Source organism: Occallatibacter sp. FHG110214_02 (assembly GCF_059115385.1).
Map to the genome: position 1 here is coordinate 331,009 of NZ_JBZYWK010000002.1, position 23,439 is coordinate 354,447.

General features: G+C 53.3%; 12 protein-coding genes. 3 read left to right on the forward strand and 9 right to left on the reverse strand.

Annotation, left to right across the window (positions count from 1 at the left end):
• Window positions 1–86 precede the first annotated feature (86 nt).
• The 4 genes from AC5S3R_RS03340 to AC5S3R_RS03355 all read right to left on the reverse strand — a co-directional run bounded on the left by AC5S3R_RS03340 (window position 87) and on the right by AC5S3R_RS03355 (window position 8,675).
• The gene (locus AC5S3R_RS03340; protein WP_494265239.1) at window positions 87–2,336 is read right to left on the reverse strand and encodes a GH92 family glycosyl hydrolase; all 2,250 of its coding nucleotides are present in this window, start codon (window positions 2,334–2,336) and stop codon (window positions 87–89) included.
• Between the two features lie 159 nt (window positions 2,337–2,495).
• A complete protein-coding gene (locus tag AC5S3R_RS03345) occupies window positions 2,496–5,228 on the reverse strand; it encodes a beta-galactosidase (RefSeq protein WP_494265240.1) in 2,733 nt (910 codons plus the stop codon).
• Window positions 5,179–5,346: a hypothetical protein gene (locus AC5S3R_RS03350; RefSeq protein ID WP_494265408.1), complete on the reverse strand. Its 168-nt coding sequence runs from the start codon at window positions 5,344–5,346 to the stop codon at window positions 5,179–5,181. The genes AC5S3R_RS03345 and AC5S3R_RS03350 overlap by 50 nt, the downstream gene beginning before the upstream one ends.
• 41 nt (window positions 5,347–5,387) lie before the next feature.
• Window positions 5,388–8,675 carry a TonB-dependent receptor gene (locus AC5S3R_RS03355; RefSeq protein WP_494265241.1) on the reverse strand — a complete coding sequence of 1,096 codons (3,288 nt, stop codon included), beginning with the start codon at window positions 8,673–8,675 and terminating at the stop codon, window positions 5,388–5,390.
• A 646-nt stretch (window positions 8,676–9,321) separates the two neighbouring features.
• On the opposite strand from AC5S3R_RS03355, the gene AC5S3R_RS03360 reads away from it, so the two are divergent.
• Window positions 9,322–10,770 carry a hypothetical protein gene (locus AC5S3R_RS03360; protein WP_494265242.1) on the forward strand — a complete coding sequence of 483 codons (1,449 nt, stop codon included), beginning with the start codon at window positions 9,322–9,324 and terminating at the stop codon, window positions 10,768–10,770.
• Window positions 10,771–11,742: 972 nt separating this feature from the next.
• On the opposite strand, the gene AC5S3R_RS03365 is transcribed toward AC5S3R_RS03360, so the two are convergent.
• From AC5S3R_RS03365 to AC5S3R_RS03385, 5 genes are all read right to left on the reverse strand, one after another.
• Window positions 11,743–13,197 carry a YncE family protein gene (locus tag AC5S3R_RS03365; protein ID WP_494265244.1) on the reverse strand — a complete coding sequence of 485 codons (1,455 nt, stop codon included), beginning with the start codon at window positions 13,195–13,197 and terminating at the stop codon, window positions 11,743–11,745.
• A 111-nt stretch (window positions 13,198–13,308) separates the two neighbouring features.
• Window positions 13,309–16,311, reverse strand: coding sequence for a TonB-dependent receptor (locus AC5S3R_RS03370; protein WP_494265245.1), 3,003 nt, complete (start codon window positions 16,309–16,311; stop codon window positions 13,309–13,311).
• Between the two features lie 150 nt (window positions 16,312–16,461).
• Window positions 16,462–18,168, reverse strand: coding sequence for a metallophosphoesterase family protein (locus AC5S3R_RS03375; RefSeq protein WP_494265247.1), 1,707 nt, complete (start codon window positions 18,166–18,168; stop codon window positions 16,462–16,464).
• Window positions 18,169–18,551: 383 nt separating this feature from the next.
• Entirely contained in the window at window positions 18,552–19,955 is a 1,404-nt protein-coding gene (locus tag AC5S3R_RS03380) for a sensor histidine kinase (RefSeq protein WP_494265249.1), read from the reverse strand.
• Complete coding sequence (locus tag AC5S3R_RS03385) at window positions 19,952–20,611, reverse strand: response regulator transcription factor (RefSeq protein ID WP_494265250.1); 660 nt, start codon at window positions 20,609–20,611, stop codon at window positions 19,952–19,954. Before AC5S3R_RS03385 ends, AC5S3R_RS03380 begins: the two co-directional genes overlap by 4 nt.
• Before the next feature lie 266 nt (window positions 20,612–20,877).
• Between AC5S3R_RS03385 and AC5S3R_RS03390 the strand changes: the two genes are divergently transcribed.
• Window positions 20,878–21,882: a hypothetical protein gene (locus AC5S3R_RS03390; RefSeq protein ID WP_494265252.1), complete on the forward strand. Its 1,005-nt coding sequence runs from the start codon at window positions 20,878–20,880 to the stop codon at window positions 21,880–21,882.
• 249 nt (window positions 21,883–22,131) lie between these two features.
• On the forward strand, window positions 22,132–23,412 hold the full coding sequence (locus AC5S3R_RS03395) for a TolC family protein (protein ID WP_494265253.1): 1,281 nt from the start codon (window positions 22,132–22,134) through the stop codon (window positions 23,410–23,412).
• Window positions 23,413–23,439 lie beyond the last annotated feature (27 nt).

Genomic DNA, 23,439 nt, shown 5'->3' on the forward strand with positions numbered 1-23,439 from the left:
TCAAAATGACGCACGAGTTCGTAACTTCTTGCTGAGGTTCAGAGCACAGTACAACCATCTCGTGCAATCCTGACCAGCATCTCACTCTAGCGATAATCTTCGGGGTGAAGGCTCATCGAATCCGGCGGAAAAGACTGCGGGGTTGACCCAAGTGCTGTATTCGGTGTGTCTCCCATTGTCAGTTCCAGTGTGCCGCCCTGTGCTATGTCCGCATGACGAAACCATACTTGGTTAAGAGGCTTTCCGTTCAGCACAATCTTCTGAACGTATTTATTCTGCCGTGAAGAATTATGCGCGATGATTACAAAATCCTTGCCGTTGTGAAGGTGGATAGTGACCTTGTCGAAGACGGGGCTGACGATGTCGTATGTCGGTATCGTTGGTGTAACTGGATAAAAGCCCATCATTGAGAAAACGACGAAGGCGCTCATGCCGCCGCCATCTTCATCGCCCGGAATACCTTGAAGTGTGTCCGTAAAAAATGCATCGAGCAACATCCGAACACGCGCCTGCGCCTTCCACGGAGCCCCCAGGCGATCATAGATATAAGGAATAGCAAAACTGGGCTCATTACCCATCGAGAATTGACCGACCATCGAGGTAGAATCTGGAAATTTTCCCTGGAACTCATACTTTGATCTGCCCAGGGGTTCACGAAACAGTTGATCAAGATTGGCTTCTGCTTTTTCGACTCCACCCATCATGTCAATCAGCCCAGCATAGTCGTGGCCTACATCCCACGTATATGTATAGGCATTATTTTCGTCGTAGTAGTCACGCCCGCCCATGCCGCCATCAAACTTCGGATCCATTGGCTCGATCCAGTTGCCGACGTCATCCTTTGGCCACATTAGCTCTTTCTCTTTTCGAAAGAGGTTTTTGTAGTTGGCGGCACGTCCCAGAAACAGCTTCTCATCATCCGGCTCATTCAACACATGAGCAATCTGCGCAATAGACCAGTCATCGAAGCTATTGCCAAGAGTAACCGGCACCGGTTGGCGCTTCTCAAACGGGTGCACCTGCGGAATGGTTTCCTTTTGATTCGGGCGAAGCGCGGGCATGTAACCATGCTCCGCATAGAAATCGTCCAGCGGAGTCTTGGGACCTAATCTCCACGGCAACAATGTGCTGTCGAGAGATCGCTTGCGGATGCCTTCATAAGCAGTTGCCAGGTCAAAGTTTCTTACGCCCTTGAACCATGCGTCCGCAAACCACGGAGCGGAGTGATTGCCGTTCATACAGGCGTATGGTCCGGAGACAAGCGCGAATGTAGGCATGGTGCCGCCCTGCTGATACATACGCACGTAGGACTGCAGTTTGTCTGCTTCCATGTCAGGATTGAGCAGTGTTTGCAGAGGCTCCAGCGCGCGGAAAGTATCCCAGAGCCAGTTGTCTACGTAAAAGGGACGTGGATCTGTATGAACGCGATGATCGAAACCACTATAGTAGCGCCCATCTTCTGTTATGTTGATCATTCGCTCGGAGCTACGATAGAGCGCCGTGTAAAAGACGCGGCGTTGCGCTTCTGTTCCGCCCTCGACTGTGATGCGGCCTAGCGTGCTGTCCCAATGGTCCTTTGCGGCGGACTTAACTGCTTCAAAGCCGAGCGACGGAATCTCATGCAGAAGATTGCTCTTCGCCTGATCCGTGCTGATGAAAGATATCCCATAGCGAAACTCAAGTACGCCGCCATCCGCAGTGATTAGCAGGTGTTGCTTGTTTGCTGTGCGATTGGCAGTGAAAGCGACAGGCTTGCTGAATACGCCATAGACGTATGCTTTCATATTGCTGAACTGCTCTTCACCCTCTACGATATTGCCATCGTGGAGATTCAGATCTCCGACGATACGATTCGCAAGTGCCAGCGAAGCCTTGGCATGAGGGAAAGTAAAGCGGAAATAGCCACAGCGCTCCGTTGCAGTAAATTCCGTTGTAACACCCGATTTGCTGAATCGCGTGGAGTAAAAATAGGGTGTTGTGACTTCCTGATCATACTCAGCGGGCGCTCCGTCACCGGGCATAATGCTAAACAGTTCCTTGTCTCGATGAGAGCTGATCGAAAGGGGAAATGCCTGGATGCGGACGTCGAGGGCATCCTCACGAAGCGGATACATCCTCACCATGCTGTGCGGCAAATAGACCGTGGGCCGTGTCGGGGCAAGGAGTATAGCTACATTGCCGATCGTCGGATCGACATACTCCACCTGCGCATTGGCAGATACAGTCAACATGCCCATGGCGAGTAGCGAATGATGAAGATATCTTCTAAGCAGAACAACCCCCATTTTGATTAACAATGCGAGAAGAATTTTTGCTCTCAGCGCCGCTCGCGGCAATTTACGGCTACACCATGAAGGCACGCAATGACGGCAATGTCTTAGAGAACCGAGCCTGCATTCAGATTTACTGATACAGTTTCGAGCCTGTGCATGCTGTGCGATTGCGTGTGCATCGGAGACTACTGATGCACACGCAATCGTGTGTTGCATGAGCTTTCAGGAAGCAATGGTGCGCGACTTCCAATGGAACTCAACTTGTGTGCTGAGCGTTGCAAATTCACTGTAAGGTGATACCACCAACTGCTTGAGATGTTGGAGGCCATCTGTGTAAGCCAGCATCACCATAACAACATTACGTTGTCCTGCTTCAAAGTGGAGATATGGCTCAGGGAGATAAAACTCTGACTGTGGCCCGATGGTCTGATAGTAGCCAATGAATTTTCCGTTTACATAGAGCAGTGCATCGCGGTCCGCGTCAATTCTGATCTTCCAGGGGGTGAAGCGCTCCGGACTGCCGGCCAAGGGAAACTCGGCACGAAACCATGTGAATGCGGGCACAAGATCCTCCGCGCCTGAAGCGTCGCCTGCATGCCCTTTATTCCACGTTCCTTGAGACGCAGTTCGATTTGTCTCTTGCGAAGTTACCATTACAGGAAATCTCTGAATCGCAACGGCATCAAGCACGCTCGATTTACTATCTTCTCCGATGCGAATGGCGGTAATGCCCTTTAGTTCAGACATCTCATCATTTCCGTTTTCGCTGCCAAATGCCTCGTAGGAAATTTCCAGAACGTTCTGTCCCGGCTTTGCCCACCCATCCAGATCACATGACACAGACTTCTTCGCCTTCGAAAGTTCGGGAATATGTTGACCATTCAGGAAAACCTGTTTGCTGTCCTCTGTGTGTGTCTCAAGAAACAGCTTCGCTTCCTTGTGATACTCAAATGTGGCCCGGTATTTCACATAGCCGTAAGGAAGCTTGCCTAACTTTTCGAGAGGTACGGGAGCAGTTTTCAACCAATCGCCATGCGCGAGATCGAAGCTCTCTACAAGAAATTCGCCCTCTGCCAGCAAAATCGGCTGAAATGGAAGTTGCGGAGTGCTGATATTCACACGTGCATGTTGCAAGCGTGAATTGTATTGGAAGTACGCAGGCTTTCCATCCACCAGGCATTGCGCCGGCTCAATCGGTACCAGCGCGCATAGCTCATGCTCGCCAGCCGCATAGTCAAGCGTTATCGCCAAGCTGTCCTGCGTAGCCTTGCTTGCCGTCATCAAAGCGCAATCCGTGATCACCGGAGCATGAACCGTCTCTCCGCCCGCAGATAATGCCAATTCCGCCGACCATGTACGTTCCGCCAGCTCACGCGGCAGCACTACAATTTGCAGTTTGTCGTTCCACAAAAACATTTGCGAAGATGTACCAATCGAAAATCCCACAATCGCAGTCTTCGTCTCCGCATCGAAATATTGATAGCTCACCACACCTTGCAGATGAGGCTTTTCTTCCGCAGCCAGAGCAATCTCCGCTGGTTCGCCCGGCTCGCCGTAAACAATCAGATAATTCCGGCCTCCCTGGCTTCCGCTGGTCAGAATCTCAGCCGTCGAGTAGCGAAGTTGCCCGCCATGGATCGCAACCTGCACCGGCAGCATCTTCATGCCTCGCGCACGGATGGAGAGTTTTCCTTCGCGCGGAATCGTAATGCCTTTCTTGCCTTCCGCGGCGGGGTCCGGAAATGTGATTTGGAATTGCTGATCCTCATTCGCGTTCTCTCGTATGAACAAGATTCCGCTCTTACCATTTCTCCGCAAGCTGGCAGAGACATCCGGACTCGTCGATGTCGCACTCTCTGCCTCTTTGGCCCGAACCACCAGCGGCCCAAACTGATCGAGAAAATTCCCGATGCTGCGCGCTGCATAGTACTTGTCCCACAAACCTCCCGGCTCTCTGACGGGAGCGGCGTAATCATAGGTGGTTGTCACCTTGCGTGCCGCCCATTCAAAGTTCGTGCCACCGTGGCCCATATAGAAGTTCGTGAATGCTGTGCCACGCTCGATCATGCTCTTGGTCAGCAGATTCAGCTGAGCGGCGCTAACTCCTTCCTGCTCCTCTGAGAGCTTGCCGCCATACTGGCTGAACCAGCCGCCCTGCAATTCCACAACACCAATCGGCGAAGTTGGCTCTTCTTTGCGCAGCTTCGCAAGCGCCTGCGTTGTCTCTTTCTGTATATTCCAGTGCGGATAGAAATCAGCGGTATCCATAATCCGGGCCATCACCGGATTCGTATTCTCGCGCGCCTGGCGTACCCAGTTCGTGATGATGGGGATATCAACTCCCGCATTCCACACCATATGTGCCAGGGCTGTTATGTAATTTGTCTTTTGCTGGTCCGGCAGCTTCCAGTAATCGTACTCATTTTCAATCTGGACCATGATTACCGGACCGTCTGCCGTAATCATGCTTTTCTTCACAATTGGAAGTACGCGGTCATACCAATACTGCGAACTCTTGATGCTCTCCGGATGATCGCTGCGCAGCGGAAACTGTTTGGCAATAAGCCAGTGCGGAAAACCTCCCGCATCCCACTCAGCACAGACATAGGGGCCGATGCGAAGAATCAGCCATAAATCCAGTTCCTTGACGAGACGAATGAATTCTTCGAGTTCCGTCATGTCCACCTGGCCTTCGACAGGCTCGTGGTAATTCCAGAACACATAAGTCTCGATCGTATTGAAGCCCGCCAGTTTTAGTTTCTGCATCCGGTCGCGCCAAAGCTCCTTAGGCGTCCGGCAATAATGGAATGCGGCGCTGTAGATAAAAACATCCCGATCGTGAATCGTGAAACAGTCAGCGTCATAGCGGATTACGTGAGGATACTTGAACTGCGGCCCGGTTTCCTCAAGCAGTGCGGTTCGCCCATCCATTCCCGGAAGCGCGAATAACCGCATCGGGCTGGTACAGCAGGAAACCAATGGAACAGATACCAGTTGACCAAGGAATGCTCTTCTCGACTGCAAATTCTTTCTCCCCTATAGAAAACATCCGTTTGCCATTCATCGACAGCAAACGGATGTCTCCATGCCAAGGCCGATAAACTCAGCCACATGTTAAAACGACAGCTTCAATGCTCCCTGCATCACACGAGGGGCAACCGCGCCTATAGAAGTGATCTGCCCGAAGTTTGGATCGGTCACCGTGTTGTCAGGCAGGCCGAAGTTGGGATGGTTGAACGCGTTGTACATTTCCCAGCGGAACTGCAGATTATACCTTTCACGATAGGAAAAGTTCTTCATCAGGCTGATGTCCCACGTGTCCATGCCGGGCCCTTTGAGTATGTTTTTGCCTGTATTGCCGAAGGTGCCAGGCTGATTGGGAGTAAAAGCGGCGGTGTTGAAGTAGTGCGTAAGCCACTGCGATTTTGAACCCTGGCGTACGCCAAACGGCTGTCCGGATACGCTGTCGGCGCGGTCACCATACTGCAAAGACCCCGAGCTGTCGCCTCCGTTACCGCCCCAAATCGAAAATGGGTAGCCAGATTGCAGTGTCCCGATTCCACTGACTTCCCAAGAACCGCCGATGGTCCGCAGCAGGGCGTTTTGTGTGCTCAGCTTCGGAGTCGTGTATACGATGGACGAGACCCAGGCCAACGGAATGTTGGTTCCCGACACGCCGTAGTTCCAGTCCTTGTCTTTCTGGCCGGGGAACGGATCACCGAGTCCACCGTGCCAGGCCGTGTTGCCGGAATCGCTCAAGGACAAGGCCTTGGACCAAGTGAAGTGAGAATCCACTACGAAACCGCGGTAGTCACGCAGGGTCGCACCTAACTGTAACGCGTGGTAGGAAGCTGTTCCCTCATTGTTTGTTTCTGTAATGTTCGAGAAGTTCGGATACGTGGTCCGCGGACTGTTACATTGGCGGGGGTCGAGTAAAGTACATGGGGCGCCGTATGGGAAGATGCCGGGGTTGAGATCTACAATTGTGGACTGGTGATACGTCTGGTTGCCGACATACGCCACGTGCAGCGCCAGGGATTTCGTGAGTTGATCTTCAATCGAGGCATTCCACGTCTGCGTTACGGGCAACCTGAAGTGAGGCGAGAAGACTGCACCGATGGACATAGGCAACAGGAAAATCGCCTGACTCGGAGGCAGGTTCGGTTGCGGCAGGAGTGTAGCCGGCGTGAAGGGGTTCTTGCCACCCGTAGCCGAAAATGAGGCCCACGGATTTTCAAAGGAAATAGAACTGTCCGCCGTAGCCGATAAGTTGTACGAAGGGTCGGTCGGAGCTATGCCTGTCGTGTGGTTGTAAAAGGCCCAGAACATGGGCGCATTGAACAGGCCAAATCCTGCGCGAAGCACCAGTTTCGGCGTAGCTGCGTATGCCGCCGAGAAGCGCGGCTCAAAATATTTATTGCTTGATTCGCGCAACGTGGAGTTCAATCCCTTGTCTCCGGGATAGATCACCCCCGTTGGCGCCGTGGGGTATCGCAGGCTCTGCTGTCCGGGCACAAATCCCACTCCTCCGTTAACCGCAGTTGGCGCCCAATCAGGGTCCCAACGCAGGCCCGCGGTCAGGGTCAACTTGCTGGTCGCGCGAAATTGGTCCTCGGCATAAAGTGCAAACTGAACGCCAACCATCTGTGTGTACTGAGCAGCGCCCTGAGAAAAACTATTCGCGTAGCCCAGCAGGAAGTCGGCGTTCGCATAGCCCGTGAACTGGCCACTGAATCCGACGGTCGGCGGAGCCGGCCAGGTGGTCAGGTTGTTCGAATACTGGTGCGCAAAGTTGCCGCCAAACTTGAGAGTGTGGGCTCCGAAGGTCTTGATGGCATCATCGGAGATCCACCATGTAGTTCTGGGGTTTTCGTTCGGCGTTCCACCATGAACACTGAAACCCGCATTGGCCGCTTGCAGATAGCATCCCTGCGGATCACTAACATTGATGATCTGTGAAAGGCAAAACGGCGTACCCGATTTAGTCAGAACCTGGCTTCCATCCCACACATTCAGATAGGTCCACGCGGCATTCACCGTATTGACCATGCTCGGTGTCGGCAGCCATGTGTTGCTGACCTCTTCGTTAAAGAACATGCCTCTTTGGCCGGTCACGCCCGCCAGAATGTTCCCCGGTACCTGTCCTCCCGGATAGTCGTATTCAGCGATGAAGCTGCGGAGGAAAAAGCGCATTTTGTCGGACATGGTGTAGTCCAGACGCAGCAAGCCTTCGTTCTGCGACTCTTCCACTTCCGGCCCTGCAAAAGTTACGAGACCGCTCGAGGCAACCTGCCCGAGAGGCAGAGTTTCCTGAGCCATCTTCACTGCTGCGGGACTGAACAAGGCCGGATCAATCTGATTCTTTTTGCCATTGATGGTGGTGAAGGGGGCATTGAGCGTTATCGGCAAGGCGCTGAAGTCTCCCTGCAACATGGCAGCCGTAGGGGTGTAAGAAGTCTGGGTTGCCGACGACTCGCTAGCTCTCGTTCCCTGATAGTTGGCGAAGACAAAAAGCTTATCTTTGATAATCGGAGCGCCAATGGACCCGCCGAATTGGTTCTGCTTGAGTTGGTCCACCGCGCCGCTGAACCAGTTCGAGGCGTTCAGATCGTTATTGCGGAGAAACTCAAATACGTTGCCGTGAATCTCGTTAGTGCCGCTGTTGGTTTGAATATTAATGACAGCCGCCGGAGAATACCCGAATTGCGCGCTGTAATTGTCGGTCACCGCCTGAAAGGCATGCGTCGCATCCGGGTTCGGAAACGGCTGCATCAGCCCATCGTAGGTATCCATGTTCGGTATGCCATCGAGCATGGCAAATGTACTTCCCTGCTGCAGGCCATTACCCGAGCCGCCTACTTCAGTCAGGAAGGTGTTACTGGTCGGCAGTGTGCCCACGCCGCTCTGGTTCAGCACATTCTGCACGCCGGGGGACAGAAAGATCAGGCTTGCCGGATCGCGTCCGTTCAACGGCAGTTGCGTGATCTCCTTTTGGCCGATCACGTTACTGATCTCCGAGTTGGTGGTGTTGATCAGAATCTGCCCCTCATTCACCGTCACACTCTGCTCAGCCGCTCCCACTTTTAACGTAATGTTCAAGGAGGCTGCTTCGCCGACGTTTAACGTCCGCAGTACCGTATAGGGTGCAAATCCCTGCAAAGCCGTCGTAATGCTGTAATTTCCCGGCGGCAGCGGTGCGAGCGAGTATACGCCGGAAGACGTGCTGATGGCAGTTTGCTTCAGCATAGTGTCGGTGTTCGTGGCCGTCACTGTGGCTCCCGGTACGATCGCACCCGTAGAGTCGGAAATGATGCCGCTAATACTCGCGCTTGCTCCCTGGGCGAAGACCGGCAGGGAAGCCATACAGGCCACAGCGGCCAGCAAAATGAAAAGCCGCAGCATGGGCTTCCAGTCATCAGGAAGCGATTGTTCCCATTTGTATGGGGGCTGACTTAATCGTTGGTGGAATGATGCGATGCTCACTGAAGCTCCTCCGAAAAGTGGTTAGCAGTTATGTATCTGTTCGGCGGTTAAGGCTATCTTTTGTGCTTCCGACAGATACCCGTGTCTACTCCAGCAGGCTTCTGGTCTTTATGTAAAAGCTCTGCATGAAGGCAACTCCTCAGGCACACTTAATCATTGCTCCTCAGCGGCTAGTGAATTCAAGGTTACGTAATTTTCTAACGCTCGCATATCTTGTTCATAATAAGCAAGTTGTAATGATAGTCAGAGACCTAACGGTAGATACGGACAGATGTATAGGCATCTGACTTTACAAGGGAATTTGCCTAGAACCGGAATAAACCTCCCTATAGAAGAAAGTGCTTTCGATGCAAAACGTTATCGATCTTCAGGATTAGTCCTGAGATATCTTGAGTCAAAGACAAGCAAGGTTCTTCGGTAGGGTGCCTTGACATTCATTTTATGGGGGTTGTTAAATGGGTAACCGGGGCTTTATGGGAAGCGCAAATGGGCCGCCGATAAGCTGGCTTCGTCAGCCCATTTGGTGGGTAGGACCCGTTGCGCAACGGAAGGCGGTCCATAGTTGATGCGGGCACAATCCAGCGATCAGACGGTCGAGAGGGAAACGGAGACTACCACAACCCATCAATCGGATATATCGGAACAGGATATTGCGACATTACGAAGGATCCTGAAGGAGATTATCCAGGGACCGGCCTTTCGAGGAAGCCACCGTAGCGGGCAGTTTCTCGAATTTGTTGTAGAAGCGTGGATTGCCGGCAACTTCGACCAGCTGAAAGAGCGGTTGATCGGTGTTCAACTCTTCAATCGGCAGCCTTCTTACGATACAGGGGAAGACGCAATTGTACGAGTAACCGCCTCGGATGTGCGCAGGCGCCTCCTTCAGCACTATGGCTGGTTCGGAACGGATTCAGAGTTTCGCATTGATTTACCTTCGGGTTCCTACGTTCCCCGAATAGGCAGAAAATCTCATACCGAGGCAATAACAGAACACTCATCCGATCCTCATCCAACGCCAGCCATTGTGATGGCAGATATTGCCGATGCTGCTACCCCAAAATCAGAGCCTGAAGCCATCCTCTTACAGCCTGTGGAGCTTCCGTCAGTGGTCATTGCTCCTGAACCTACATCTGCAATTACTGCTCCAAGGAAAAGCTGGCCTCTCTGGCAGAAGGCAGGAATTCTAATCGCGGCAACCATATTGGGGTGGTGGATCCATTCGCTGAGCCATACTGTATCTTCGTCGGCATTTTCGGCGCTTCCGTGGCCCGCCCTGTTCCAATCTTCTGCCGTGACACACGTGGTCACAAGCGATCCCATCATCGACGCAGTCCAGGGAATTACCCGTACAGATATGTCTCTCTCTGACTACGCGAATCGTCGATATATCGCAGATCCCGGTAAGCTCACACCGGAACAGGTTGATATCACCAAAATTCTCCTGACAGAAGAAAGCTCCGCAGCAGCCCCGGATCCTCCAACAACCGCAAAGATTGCTCAAATTGCTCAAACCTTTTCTAAAAAACTGGAGGTGCAGGCGGCCCGCAACTTCCAGCTATCTTTTTTGAAGAGCAACGATAACTTTATTTTTTTAGGCAGCCCGCGGTCCAACCCATGGTTTTCCCTTTTTGCAGATAAGTTGGATTTTCGATTTGTCTACGATCACCAGCTAGGTTCCGAATTCATTCGCAACTTTCATTCCCGCCCCCCAGAGCAGGAAACTTATGTTCCGAGCGCGAACGGAGGCGGCACTGGCTACTCTTTCGCAGTCATCGCTTTTATTCAAAACCCTGATCAGAATGGCCAGATTCTTCTTCTTGCTGGTACCAACGGTGAAGGAACAACAGCTGCGGGAGATTTTGTAACAGATCTACCGAGGCTTTCGAGCGCATTGCGGACCTGCGGGATCACATCCCCAAGTCCCACCCAGCATTTTGAAATATTGCTACGAACACAAACTATGGCAGGAGTTTCCAGGGAAACAGATGTCGCGGCATGTCACATTCTTCCTTAACTCAAAACAGATGGAAACTATAAGTTCCAAACCTTCGGTTAACAAGCATTCAAATGCCTCGTGAGCACATGGGCTGCTATGCACTCATTGAAACGCTTACCATCGGACCGAAGTCGTTTACCCAATATTGGGTTTAGGTGTGAGTAGTGCGAGAATGATAGTTCACGAAGGTGCGGCCACCTCTATTGGCACCACAACCTGGGATAATTTTCCTTCTATATTCAGCCCGTTCCATAACCATTGAAGCCTTTCAAGAACGGGATCTAATGATCCATCTTACGCCGCGATCTGCTGTGAACGATTGCCTCTACATTCGGAGTAGCAATGCTTTTTGGCCCTCATGCACTTGCCTCGGAGAGTGAGTATGAATAGCAGACATTGCCAGCTTCCAGCGGAAAAAGCCCCTGCCGTTTCAGCGTTCAGAACCTAAATGGCCTTCCGACGATTTATCGCTACGCCAAAACAATCGTGCCCATGGCGCACTACACGCAGATCATGTCGTCCAAAGCGGTGAAAGACCTGACAGGGGGCTGGAATCTCCTTTTTCACCTTCCCGTTGAACAATACGGATGAGCGAGGGTGAATATGCCCCAGGCTGCTGGTGCTACGACGCGCGTTCGCGCTAGAAGGCTCGACCATGTGGTAGATGACTCTCAAGCTGGAACAGAGATTCAAGGAGGGAGCAGCGCACTAATCTCTCTGACCTTTCATCCGCGCTATGTAGCCTCTATCAAGATCGGATGAGACACGAATGGAGGGATGGCACCCGAGATCAGCGAACGACGTTCTACTGATGTGCTATGAGAGCGCTAGCATAGCTACCCCATCCCCCTTCCTGTGTGCGAAGGCAGCCACCAAGACGAAGCGGCAGGCTTACGAGAAGATTGTGAGCCAATCGGCCATTCTGAACTAGTGGAGACCATTGAAGTTAGATAAACTCTTCCATTGCAAAAACAAAATACAGCACTGCATTCATTCTCCGAAGAGGCTCTTGAGGTCCGGAATCTTTTGCGCTACTTCGCTACGAATCACTTCTGCCTTGCGAATTGCATCTGCCTCGTCTGCTGCTGAAGTAAACGGCATCTCCATCACCAGAATTCCAATGCGCCGGCCTGCTGCGTCAAACATTGGCATTTTAAGGTTATAAAAGGCTCCGTTCTGTTTGCTGGCGCAATAGGTATTGCCATCCTTAACCGCATCGAAGTCGCCCTGTGTTGTGGGAACACCTACACGGCTCCTGTTTCCGTTGGCAATAATGACGCTGGTGGCGCGACCGGGAGGAACTGCGTGCAGGCCCATCTTGCGCAGGTCCGGATGGCTTGAAAGCATGGACAATACCAAGCGGCCCGCGAACGGCGCGCTAAGCGGCTCGGCATTGGAAAGCTGGGCCGGCTTCGGTGTGGGGGTGTTGATCACTTCAAACACCACTATGGATGCAGCATCCGCTCCATTTTGGGGGACGGCTGCGAAATAGCGGTTCAGATCTGGGACCAGAAGAGCATTCCGAGCGAGTGGGCCAACGTCACTTCTGCCGAGCGCCTTATAGTGATCGGCATCCACCTGACCGATAACATCGACGGCGCCGTTTCCAATGGCATAAAGCCGACTGCTTGCTGCGTTGTAGACCAGATCGTCTACGCCAGTGGTAATCGGGATTGATTGCAATTCCTTGCCGGTGTTCGTGTCGAAGACCGCGATCTGCCCACTGCGGCAGGCGGCAAAGAGACGCTGGTGAACTTCATCGAGAGCCATTGCCACATTGCGCTTGCCCATTGTGACCGGCCATTTGGCAATCACTTTTCTGGTCCAGCGATCGACTACGTCAATCTCATTTTTGTCTGCATTATTTATATAGAGCCGTGGCCGGTAGGTATCGAGCGCCATCGCTTCCAGGATATCGCCTTCGATTTCAATATCCGCGAGTTTCTTTTCTGCGACAACGTCAATGACGCTGAGTGTGGAGAACTTCTGACCGGCATCCTTTCCACCGCTCACGACATAAAGCAAGCCGTAGATGGAGTCGTAGCCAATGGAATCCGCGTCTGTCTTCAGCGGAATACGCTGACGCAGTGCATAGGTTTTGCCATCGAATATTTTGAGTGAGCCGTCTTCGCCATCGGTTATATAAATGCGGTCCAGGTCATCGCGGTAGAGCACTGCATGCGGCTTGACTACGCTGAGTTCATGAATCACTTTGCCTGTGCCCAAATCCATTACGAGAACGGCGTGGTAGCTTTCCGGCGTGGCGAAGAGACGATTGTTTTTTAGGTCCACGGCAAGATGATCGAAAGGACCGCTTATCTTGTTGGATAGCTGGATAGGCTGTATTTTGCGCAGCGTTTCCGTTGGGGCTGCTTCCTGGCTAATCACGGGAAGCCTGTAGCTACCGGCAACGGCGAGGAGCAGAACGGCGGTGGCGAGTTTCATATTTGTTTCCTTCTATGCGAATCCGTTTGCCGCGAAGACTGACCGTTCGCTCTACGCACGGCGAGCCGGATAAACTCCGGAGCGCCGGGCGCAGGTTCATACAGGGTTCCATTAGTAGGAGAAGCGCAGCGAGAACTGCATCTGGCGCGGCGTTCCGGTACCTGTTGGGTTTGAGTTATAGGCCTTAGTGATGGTGCCAAAGTTGCCCGGGTTAGACGCGTCACCTGAGAACGTGACGTTGGGACTTCCAATCTGGTCGTAATTGAAGATATTGAATAAGTCAGCGCGGAACTGGAGCGCCATCTCTTCGCGAATGTGGAACTGTTTTTGCATCCCCATGTCGGCCTGTGCAAATCCGGGCCCGTAGAGTGAATTGTGACCGAGGTTGCCCCACTGGCCCTTGACGGGTGTGGCGAATGCGTCTGGATTGAACCACCCGTTGACTCTGTTGCTTCCCCCTGCGTACAGCGACACACCGGGAACGCGGTCGGGGCGCTGGCTCTTGTTGTTGCCGTCGGGAAGATCACCCGTTTTGCGGCTCATTGTTACGTTGAGAGGGAAGCCGGCGCGCGTAACGCCTGTGCCACTGAATTCCCATCCGCCAATGACAGCATCGACAACCGGGTTGGCATTGCTCAGCAGAAGCTTGCCTCTGCCAATCGGCACTTGCCAGATAGCGCTAGCGGTGAAGTTGTGACGGACATCGAAATCTGTGTTGCCGTACTCACAGGGGCGGCAGTTCACATTTTCCGGGCTATCTGATTCGCCGCCACCATTTGAACCGTCGCCGAGGATATGCGCGTACTGGTAATTTGCAGAGACCAACAGGCCGTTGTACAAGTTTCGCTTCAGGCCAATCTGCAGGGCGTTGTAGTTGCTGATGTTGTTCCAGGTGGTCCAGCCAATTGTGGAGTTGGTGAGGCTGGCGTAGGGACGCTTGCCGGTTGCGGGATCAATGACGTTCAGCAAGAGGTTTTTATTGAACAAGTGCGTGCTCTTACTGCCCACATAAGCGGCCGAGAGAATTGTGTTCTTGAACAACTCATGCTGCACAGAAAGCGTCCACTGGTTGACCTGAAGGTTTTTGCGTCTCCGGTCGCTGGCAGAGTACGAGATGCTGCCCTTTGCGTCCGAAAGGAACGGGGTAATAGGCCAACTCAAGTCGGGAATGCTGGAAGACTGCAGCTTGAAGGCTTGGCCAATCTGCGTCTGCAAAGCGTACAGGCCGCCAAACTGGCCGTCGCTCTCATTGCTGCTGAAGCCAGCACGGATTGCGGTCTTGCCATGCAGAAACTCCGGCGTGTAGCCAATGCTGATGCGCGGCTCAAAGCCCAGCACATTCGGCATATAGAACGCGGCTCCAACGGGGCAGAACTGCAGGCCGCAGGTAAAGGGATCGAAGCCCTGGCCGATGGACGGATTCTCTTCGCGGTCTACGCCGTAATACTCATAGCGGAGTCCGAGATTCATCGTTAGGTTTGGCCGCAGCTTGAACTCATCCAGGATGTAGCCGTAGTAGTTCTTCTTGCGGGCGGCTGTTTCTACACCAATGGGTGTGTAGTCATATTCCTGCAGCCTGTTGTTGAGTAAATCGTCTGCCGTGTTGTAGTCCACGGTCTGCTCCAGCAGTGGATGCAGCTTGTTTTCCTGCATACCGCGAATTTCCACACCTGCCTTGATGGTGTGGCGCCCGTGATAGAAGCTGATGTCATCGAGGAAGCTGTAGGAGTTATCGATACGCCAGGAGTCATCATTGAGTGAGTAGCTAAGGCTGATGTCGCCAACTGAAAAAGAATACGGGCTTGTATTACCGGTGCTCGGATTCCAGAAAGCCTGGCGGTTGTAACCGACTTTTGCATCGTTCAGGATGGACGGCGAGAAACGGTGCACTACATCCACTACAACGTTTGGAGTGGAGTACATCGTGGCTACATTTTGCTCCAGCGCGGGCTGGGTTGTTGTGTACCAGTCCGTGTTGAAACGGAAAGAAAGGTCTGTCTTCTGCGAGAGTGCGTAATCGAGACGTAGCAGGCCGCCATCTTCACTTGTCGGATTCAGGCCGCCTGAGAACCACAGATCGATGTCCGGGTTATTTGTGGACTGCATTCCCTTGGGAAACGCATTGAGGAAAGTTGCCAGCGACGGCTGGGCCTGCAGTACCTGTTGACGGAAAGCGTCGCTCGGCACGTTAGCATTGAATGGTTGAACGTACGACTGGCGCACGCCTTCATAGTTAATGAAGAAGAAGAACCGGTTGCGAAGAATGGGGCCACCGAAGCTGGCGCCGAAGTTGTTCATCTTGAATGGGGCCGCCTGACCACCGCTGTTGAACGGCAGTGCGTCAAAGTAGCTATTGCGAAGGTACTCGTAGAGCGAACCGTGAAATTGGTTTGTACCGCTTTTGGAGGACATATTGATTTGCCCTCCGGACATGCCACCAATGTCTGCGCTATAAAGGGCGCTGCTGCCTTTCAACTCGGCGATAGACTCCATTGGAAACTGCACAACAAGAGGAGCCTTCTCATACGCATGATTCAAGCCGGTGGCGTCCACACCGTCAAGACGGAAGTTGTTGTCTTCCTGCGAATTGCCGCTAAAGCGCACGCTGGACTGGTCGCCGTTACCCGAAGCAATAGCACCGGGAAGTAACGTTTCCAGGTTCGCGAAGTACCGGCCATTCACTGGCAATGCCTGCATCTGATCGTTGGTAATGGTTCCACCGACGACTGCGGAGTTGATATCGAGGTCTGGTGCGGCGGAGATGACAGTCACCTCTTCATGCGCGCCACCGATCTGCATGGTAAGGTTCAACGTACGGGTTTCACCCACTTCGAGAGTGAAGGTATCGACCTTGGTTTTCTCAAAGCCATTTGCTTCGACGGTGAGAGCGTATTGCCCCAAGGGAAGCGAGCTGAAGGTGTAAACACCACTAGCATTCGTCCCTTGGGAACGCTCGATTCCGGTGGCGATGGACTTGAGTTTAACTTTGGCCCCAGCAATCGCTCTCTGTGCGGGGTCCAGAACAATGCCAGTCAGGGATGACCTGTCTGCTTGCGCTCCCATATGAAGCACGGACAGTATAAAGACAGAAAGAACAATGATTAGACGGCGCATGTGTGCCTCCTAAATGAATCCGTAAGCAGTTGAATGTACTAGTTCCTGTTTCTCGTCAGACCTGGATGTTGCCGCAACCTATTTCCTCATCCACTCTGAAGTCTCTTTTTTGCGCGGCACAAATTCGCGCTGCGTTGCACTGAAAGTCGGTTATTTATTCGGATTTGCCACAGCGAAATCTCCGGCATAATCAATCACGGCCCACACCGATTTCGCCTTTTTGTCGAAGCCGTATGTGCCGAGTTCGTATCCGGCTTTCCACGGCCCATTGATGAACTTCTTGTTGCCGCCTTCGTTCTTATCCACAGCGTTGATCCACTTGCCTTGCTTGCCTTTGGTAGCCAGAACAAACGAGGCATCAGCCGTGCCGGAATACGTCATGGAAAGCGTGTAAGTGTCCGTGGTCTTTTTGTTGAAGTCCTCCATTCCCCAGAGTGTGAGAATGTGGCTTGCCGTGTTGGCAGGCTGATCGGTCCAACCTGTATCCACAGCTTTGAGGAAGGGGCGCTTCTGGAAGTCCTGAGCCGCACTGCCATTGCTGCCGCTCAAAATCTTCATGGAAGTTCCTTTATAACTATCCGCAACTTTGGTGTAGGAGCTGTTGCATTTTTCCTGCCCGTCCTGGCAGATCAGGAACTCTTTTCCATTGAGGCTGTAGCCAAAAGTTTCAAGTTTCTTGAATGTGAGTTTCGGTGTTGTGGGCGCTGTATATTCGCACATCTCCGGCGATGCCAGCTTGCAGTTGGGAGTCGGCGCGGCATTCGATACCGGCGCGGCATAGTACTTCACCGTCACCTTCGGTCCCTCTACCGTGTAGATGTAGAAGCCGACCTGGTGCAGGTCCTGTGATAGCTCCGCTTCGCGCTTGTGACCGAATGCAGGAACGTCGTACTTGTCATCATTTGCAGGAGTATTGGGCGTGTAGAACTTGTGGCTGACTGACTGGCTAACGATGTTTTCGACCTTGGGTGAAACACCATCCAGAGGCGAGCCACTGGTAACCGAGACAAACGCGCGATTATGCAGGTGATCATGTCCCTGGATGTAATATCGAACGCCGTTCTTATACATCGCGTTGATAAAGGCGTCCTGCGCGGCGGCGTCCGATGATGGGTCTTTGCCGAAGAGCGTATCGACATGCTGCTCGCTAATCAAGCCCTTATGCGCAAAGACAAATGCGTGACCGCCAGCTGGCTTTGTAGCAAGTGTGGATGTAATCCACGGCACCTGCGAAGCGATGGTCAACTGCTGATTCTGAGAGGGGTCACGGTCAGCCGGGGCAAACTGGTCTACCAGAACAAATTTCGAGCCCTTGTAATCAAAGGAGTAGCTTAGACCGCGCCAATCGAGACCGCCAGTTGTGCCGGGATCAGGAGAACTAAAATTTGTGCCCAGAGTAAAGGGCGTGCCAGAGGGCGAGGGGAAGGGCTGCACAGCCGCATCGGGATTGGGGATGGTAAAGACATTCGCTGGTGTCGCATTCATCTTGCCGTTCTGCGACTGCGGATAAATGCGCTTGAACTCCGTCGCTGCCAGAGGATGCGAGTCGTGATTGCCACGCACAGGAAAGAACCCGATTCCCGCGTTATAAAGCTCTTGCGCAAACGCAGCGCGAACGCCTTCAGAAGCAGCAACGGCCTCGGCGGTATTGCCCGTCTTATCCACAAGATCTCCTACTTCAATTACAAAATCGACCTTGTGCTTGATGAACTCCTTGTTGACAGCCTTCACCATATCTACTGCGCAAGCGCCGGGGTTTCTACCGTCGTCCTTGCTCCACTGCGTATCGGCCATGACGCCAAACTTCCATGATTGCGACTGCGCCATTACAACGGATGCTGCCGATAATGCGAACAATGTTCCTAAAACCAGTTTTTCCGAGGAGATGATTTTTAACACGATGGTTCCCGGCTTCCTTTCTTGCAGAGTGATTCCACGCGCGCAATGCTGTAGCGCGCATCGCTGGCTCTGGACCACCGCTATTCATAGCCTTGCAACCTAACGAAGCAAAGGCGTATTGTTTGCGGCGCAAAGTATCTCGATTCCGCTGCACATGCTCGCCAAATGTTGCGAAAGCTTGTGTTAATCAAGACATGTGAACGGAACAGCCTCAGTAGAGCAAACCACTCTAAAGGAATCCTTAGAGAGAATTGAGATTCAACTGGTTTTCACAAAGGCATGGAAATACATGCAAAGACGCTGTGTTTAAGCTCCTTCTCGCTTGTAAGTTGGATTGAGAATCAATTTGCGCGGGGCGTGTAGGAATCGATGAGTGGAAATATTACTTCAAAGGTCGTTCCTGTTCCTTCCTTGCTTCGCGCAGCAATTTGCGCATGGTGTGCAACTGCAATCTGGCTCGCGATTGCCAACCCGAGTCCCGTCCCTGTCTGCTCGCCGCGTGATGGATCGACGCGATAGAAACGGTCAAATATATAAGGAAGATGAGATTCGGGGATGCCGGGCCCGTTGTCAGACACTGTAAGTCGCGCCTGTTGCCCTTCACGGGTAAGCGTGACCTCAATTGCGCCTTCCCGCTGCGTATACTTAATCGCGTTGTCCACAAGAATTCTGACAAGGCAACCGAACATCTGCGCATTGCCCATGGACACTGGGTCTTCGTCCGAGAGCCGTGTAACAAGCATCTGGTGTTTCTGCACGGCAAACACTTCCATTCGCGAGAGAACTGACTCAACAGTCTCGACAAGGAAAATCTGCTCGAATTCCAACGGCGCACTGCCAGAATCAAAACGGGCAAGCAGAAGCATGTCCTCAAGCAACTGTTGAGAATGCTTGGTCTCGCCGACAATGCTTTCAAGTGTTTGAGCTGCCTCTGCGGGCAGGCCTGGAATACGAAGTGTGTCCTCACTGGCGACACGAATAAATGCAATGGGACTGCGTAGCTCATGCGATGCGTCCGCGGTAAATTGCGTAATGCACTTTACGGCTTCTTCCAGACGGCTCAGCATCTCATTGCATGTTTCCGCAAGGCGCGCGAGCTCATCACCGACAGGTGAAACTGGCAACCTGGAAGCGAGATTGCCTATCGCGATGGAGCGTGCGGATTCTGTGAGCCGCACGACCGGCATAAGAGCGCGGCGGCTGATGAAATAGCCTGCCAGCGCCGAGACAAGCAGCATGCCGGGGATGAAACGAATCAGAAGCGCTGCCGGCTGATCCAGGAGGCTTGGATTGTCCATGAGAACTCGTGCGACAAAAACACGGAGCAGAGTCCCATTCAGCGAGGTGGTAAGAACATAAATGCGGTATGTCTGTCCGTTATATGTTGTGCTTTTGCGCTGCTCATTTCGCCCGGTGGGAACATCGGGCCATGGAAACTGCGCCTCCGCAAGCTTCTGCCGTGTAAGGATTTTGCTATCGAGCGAATACGCCTGAAGCATGCGGCCATCCGTGGATGGCACGATAACATCCTCCTCCTTCCACGGGGAATCGGCGGGATATGTGCGCGCGCTTTGAATGGCGCTCACCATGTGCTCCGCGCGCTGCTTGAGTTTCTGGTCTCTTGCGTGATTCACGGACGAAGTCATGGAATACAACAGCAGCACGCCAAAGAGGAGCAATCCGCACAGAAAGATTGCGGAAAACCAGAGGGTCAACCTTAGCGAGATGGAAAGACCTAATCTCACTTGCGAAGCGAATAACCTATGCTGCGAACCGTGTGCAGATACTGCGGGTCGCCGATTTTTGTACGGAGCATGCTGATAAAGACATAGAGCGTGCTTTCGCTTACCTCCGCGCCGCTTCCCCAACCTGCTTCAATCAAGGTGTCGCGAGAGACAATTGAGCCCGCTCTCCTCATCAAGAGCTCCATCAAGGCAAACTCCGTGCGGGTGAGTGGGTTGATGCTCTCTTTGCGGCGCAGTACATGTGTGCTTACATCAAGTTCCACGTCTTCATAAACAAGATTGGCCTTGGTGCTCTGTGGGAGACGCCGGCAAAGAGCACGTACACGGGCAAGCAAGACGTCGAGCGCAAAGGGCTTGGTCAGATAATCATCCGCGCCAAGATCGAGGCCCCGCACAATATCGTTCATATCATCGCGTGCGCTGACAATCAGAGTAGGTATGGAGCGCCGCTCTGCGCGTAACGTCCGTATGATGGTGAATCCGTCCATGCGGGGCAGCATAAGGTCCAGCAGAATAATGTCGCAGTCGCCAAAGCGCCCCAGCTCCAACGCTTCCTGCCCGTCATGCGCGACGACAACCGAATGCCCATCGCGGCGCAGCGCACGCGTCAGCAAATCGGCCATTGCAGGTTTGTCCTCAGCTACCAGGACTCTCATATAGGTACGTTCCGCTTCTGTATTTACGCCGATAATAGCCGCTTCACATGAAAATTATGTAACAGCATTCCGTCTCTAAGGTTTTCTTAAGAGCGGAATGGTCCAATCCAACCTGGAAGCCCCAGCATAGAAACTCCGCTTGCAGATTACCGCAGGGCAATAGCCAGGCTGTCGATAAGTCGTGTCGGCACGGGCCGCACGCCTGGGGTGGGACAAAGTCTGCTTTCCGCCTGGTGAAACTCGATCAATCCGTTAGGAGATTTGGAATGAAGAAGTTGATGTTCGTGGCAAGCCTTGCTCTGGCAGCCGTTGCCTATGCGCAGCATGGAACAGTGGCTCCCGGCGCACGCACGATTGTATTTGCGCATAATGCGTATCCTGACCACGGCAAGTACGCCGACCGCCTTGACCGCGCCATTTCCTCCGGCCAACCGTTTGCCGTGGAGGAAGACCTGTCCTGGACCGACGGCAAATCCATGATGATCCATGGCGCAAAGAATGCCAGTGGCGACGATCCGACGCTTGAGAGCTACTTCTTTCCGAAGGTTCGCCCGGTGATTGAGAAAGCGCTGAGGGAAGGCAATAAGGGCAATTGGCCTGTGATCACGCTGTACCTCGACATCAAGAATGATCCACCGGAGCACATGGCCGCCATCAGGGAACTGCTCGAAAAGCATCAAGACTGGCTTACAACTGCGGTAAAGACGGATGACATCCTCAAGGTTTCTCCGCTCGATATCAAGCCCATGATGGTGCTTCTTGAGGACAAGCAGAATGACCTCAACAAGATTCAAGCCTTTTATGATCAGGTTCCGGTGGGCGGAAAGCTTATTGCTTTCGGCAGCGTTCCCAAGCTTGATCCGAACCCAGGCCGCAAACTGCCTCCCGCAGAAGCAGTCGATCTGCAGTTTAATGCCGCGCCGCACGATCTGATCCAAGGCCGCGCGGACAATTTCCATCGCTGGATAGGTCTTGACTGGGCCTTTATTGAAAAGGGCGGCGAGGCAAATGCTGGCGACTGGACGGCGGAGGATGACGCGCGACTGAAGGAGTTTATTACTTACGGCCACAAGCTTGGCTACCTTGTTGGCGTGTACTGCCTCGACGGCTTTACGGATGCGGACAATCAGGGCTGGGATAAGGAATACAACTTCGGTTCCCGCGAGGCTGCGGTGACGCGCTGGAAGGCCGCTGCACACGCGAAAGCGGACTTTATATCCACGGACCACTATGAGCAGTTGGCTGACGTGCTGACCTCTCTCAAGAAGTAAACCAATGCTCAAAACGCTGGGCCGCTGGTATGTGGCTCGGCGCTTTGCGTCTGTAATGGTGTGATGCAAGTGTGGCTTTGCGCTGCGGTTAAGCAGTGCCACAAGAGAGCAACCGGAATTGGCGCGAAATGGTTTACCTGCCGCCAATCTTCACTTTTCCTTAAGGGTTGGCTGCTAATTTTAATGTCCATGTGGTCTCACAAGCGAATGTGGGCAGCACCGCTTCTTCTGCTTTGCACCTGCCCAGGCATGATGGCGCAATCTCTCGTAGCTCAACCGGCGTCTGCGCTGACGCTGGATGAGGCGATCCGGTGTGCGCAGGCCAATGAACCTTCGTATGTTGCGGCTGTGTCTGGAAGCCGTACTGCCAATCTGGACCGCTCGATTGCCAGAGCGAGTTTGCTGCCCAATGTTACATTTCACAATCAGGGGTTTTATACGCAGCCAAATGGCTCGGTAAATCAGGCGGGACAGGGCGCTGGAGCACAGCCTTCGCCGCGATTTATTGCGAACAATGCTGTGCGGGAGTATGCCAGCCAAGGAGTGGTGAATGAGACGCTCGGCCTGGCGCAGGTGGCCGATGTACATCGCGCCGATGCCGCTGCTGCGCAGGCTGCGGCGGAGCTGGAAGTTGCGCGCCGCGGTCTTGTTGCCGCTGTGACAGAGCTCTACTACGGAGTGGGCGCGGCGGAACATCGCGTTACGATTGCCACGCGTGCACATGACGAAGCAGAAGATTTCATTCGCTTGACGGAACAACGCGAGCAACAACGCGAGGCAGCGCATGCCGATGTGGTGAAAGCACAGTTGGAAGAGCAGCAGCGCGAACGCGAACTAGCAGATGCAAAACTGGAAGCAGAGAAGGCACGGCTGGAGTTGGGGGTGCTGTTGTTTCCCGATCCGCGCACAGCTTACACCTTGTCTACGCAGCAAATTCCGGGTCCACTGGCTCCGCGTGCCGACATAGAAGAGGCTGCGGCGAAGAATAATCCGGAGATGAAAAGCGCGCTGGCTGCGGTAAAAGTTGGCGACGCAGATGTGTTGAGCGCGCGTGCCGCTTATCTGCCTGCGCTTGGATTGAATTACACCTACGGCATCGACGCGCCGCAGTTCGATTCCACGGGGCCGGACCATGTGCGTAATCTTGGCTACTCCGCGAGCATCACTCTTGACATTCCCGTGTGGGATTGGCTGACGACGCATAACAAGGTGAAGCAGAGCGAGATTCGGCGAGATGTGGCCAAGACCGCGCTGACTGCAACGCAGCGGCGTTTGATTGCGCAATCGGATGAAGCCTATGCAGAAGCGATGGCAGCGCACGATCAGCTTGCTTCTCTAGACACAAGCGTGCAGACCGCGGCGGAAAGCCTTCGCCTGACCAAGATGCGCTATACAGGCGGCGAGGCCACCGTGCTGGAAGTGGTAGATGCACAAACAGCTTATGTGGGCGCGGAGAATGCGCGCGAGGATGGACGAGTGCGATATCAAACGGCTCTCGCAAATCTGCAAATCCTTACGGGAACAATGTGAATTAATGAACTCCCTGGAAACGAGGAA

Excerpts from the sequence above, each read along its gene's own strand:
- AC5S3R_RS03345 (WP_494265240.1), bottom strand. The coding sequence starts at position 5,228 with ATGCGGTTATTCGCGCTTCCGGGAATGGATGGGCGAACCGCACTGCTT.
- AC5S3R_RS03370 (WP_494265245.1), bottom strand. The coding sequence starts at position 16,311 with ATGCGCCGTCTAATCATTGTTCTTTCTGTCTTTATACTGTCCGTGCTT.
- AC5S3R_RS03365 (WP_494265244.1), bottom strand. The coding sequence starts at position 13,197 with ATGAAACTCGCCACCGCCGTTCTGCTCCTCGCCGTTGCCGGTAGCTAC.
- AC5S3R_RS03385 (WP_494265250.1), bottom strand. The coding sequence starts at position 20,611 with ATGAGAGTCCTGGTAGCTGAGGACAAACCTGCAATGGCCGATTTGCTG.
- AC5S3R_RS03360 (WP_494265242.1), top strand. The coding sequence starts at position 9,322 with ATGCGGGCACAATCCAGCGATCAGACGGTCGAGAGGGAAACGGAGACT.
- AC5S3R_RS03395 (WP_494265253.1), top strand. The coding sequence starts at position 22,132 with ATGATGGCGCAATCTCTCGTAGCTCAACCGGCGTCTGCGCTGACGCTG.
- AC5S3R_RS03390 (WP_494265252.1), top strand. The coding sequence starts at position 20,878 with ATGAAGAAGTTGATGTTCGTGGCAAGCCTTGCTCTGGCAGCCGTTGCC.
- AC5S3R_RS03355 (WP_494265241.1), bottom strand. The coding sequence starts at position 8,675 with ATGCTGCGGCTTTTCATTTTGCTGGCCGCTGTGGCCTGTATGGCTTCC.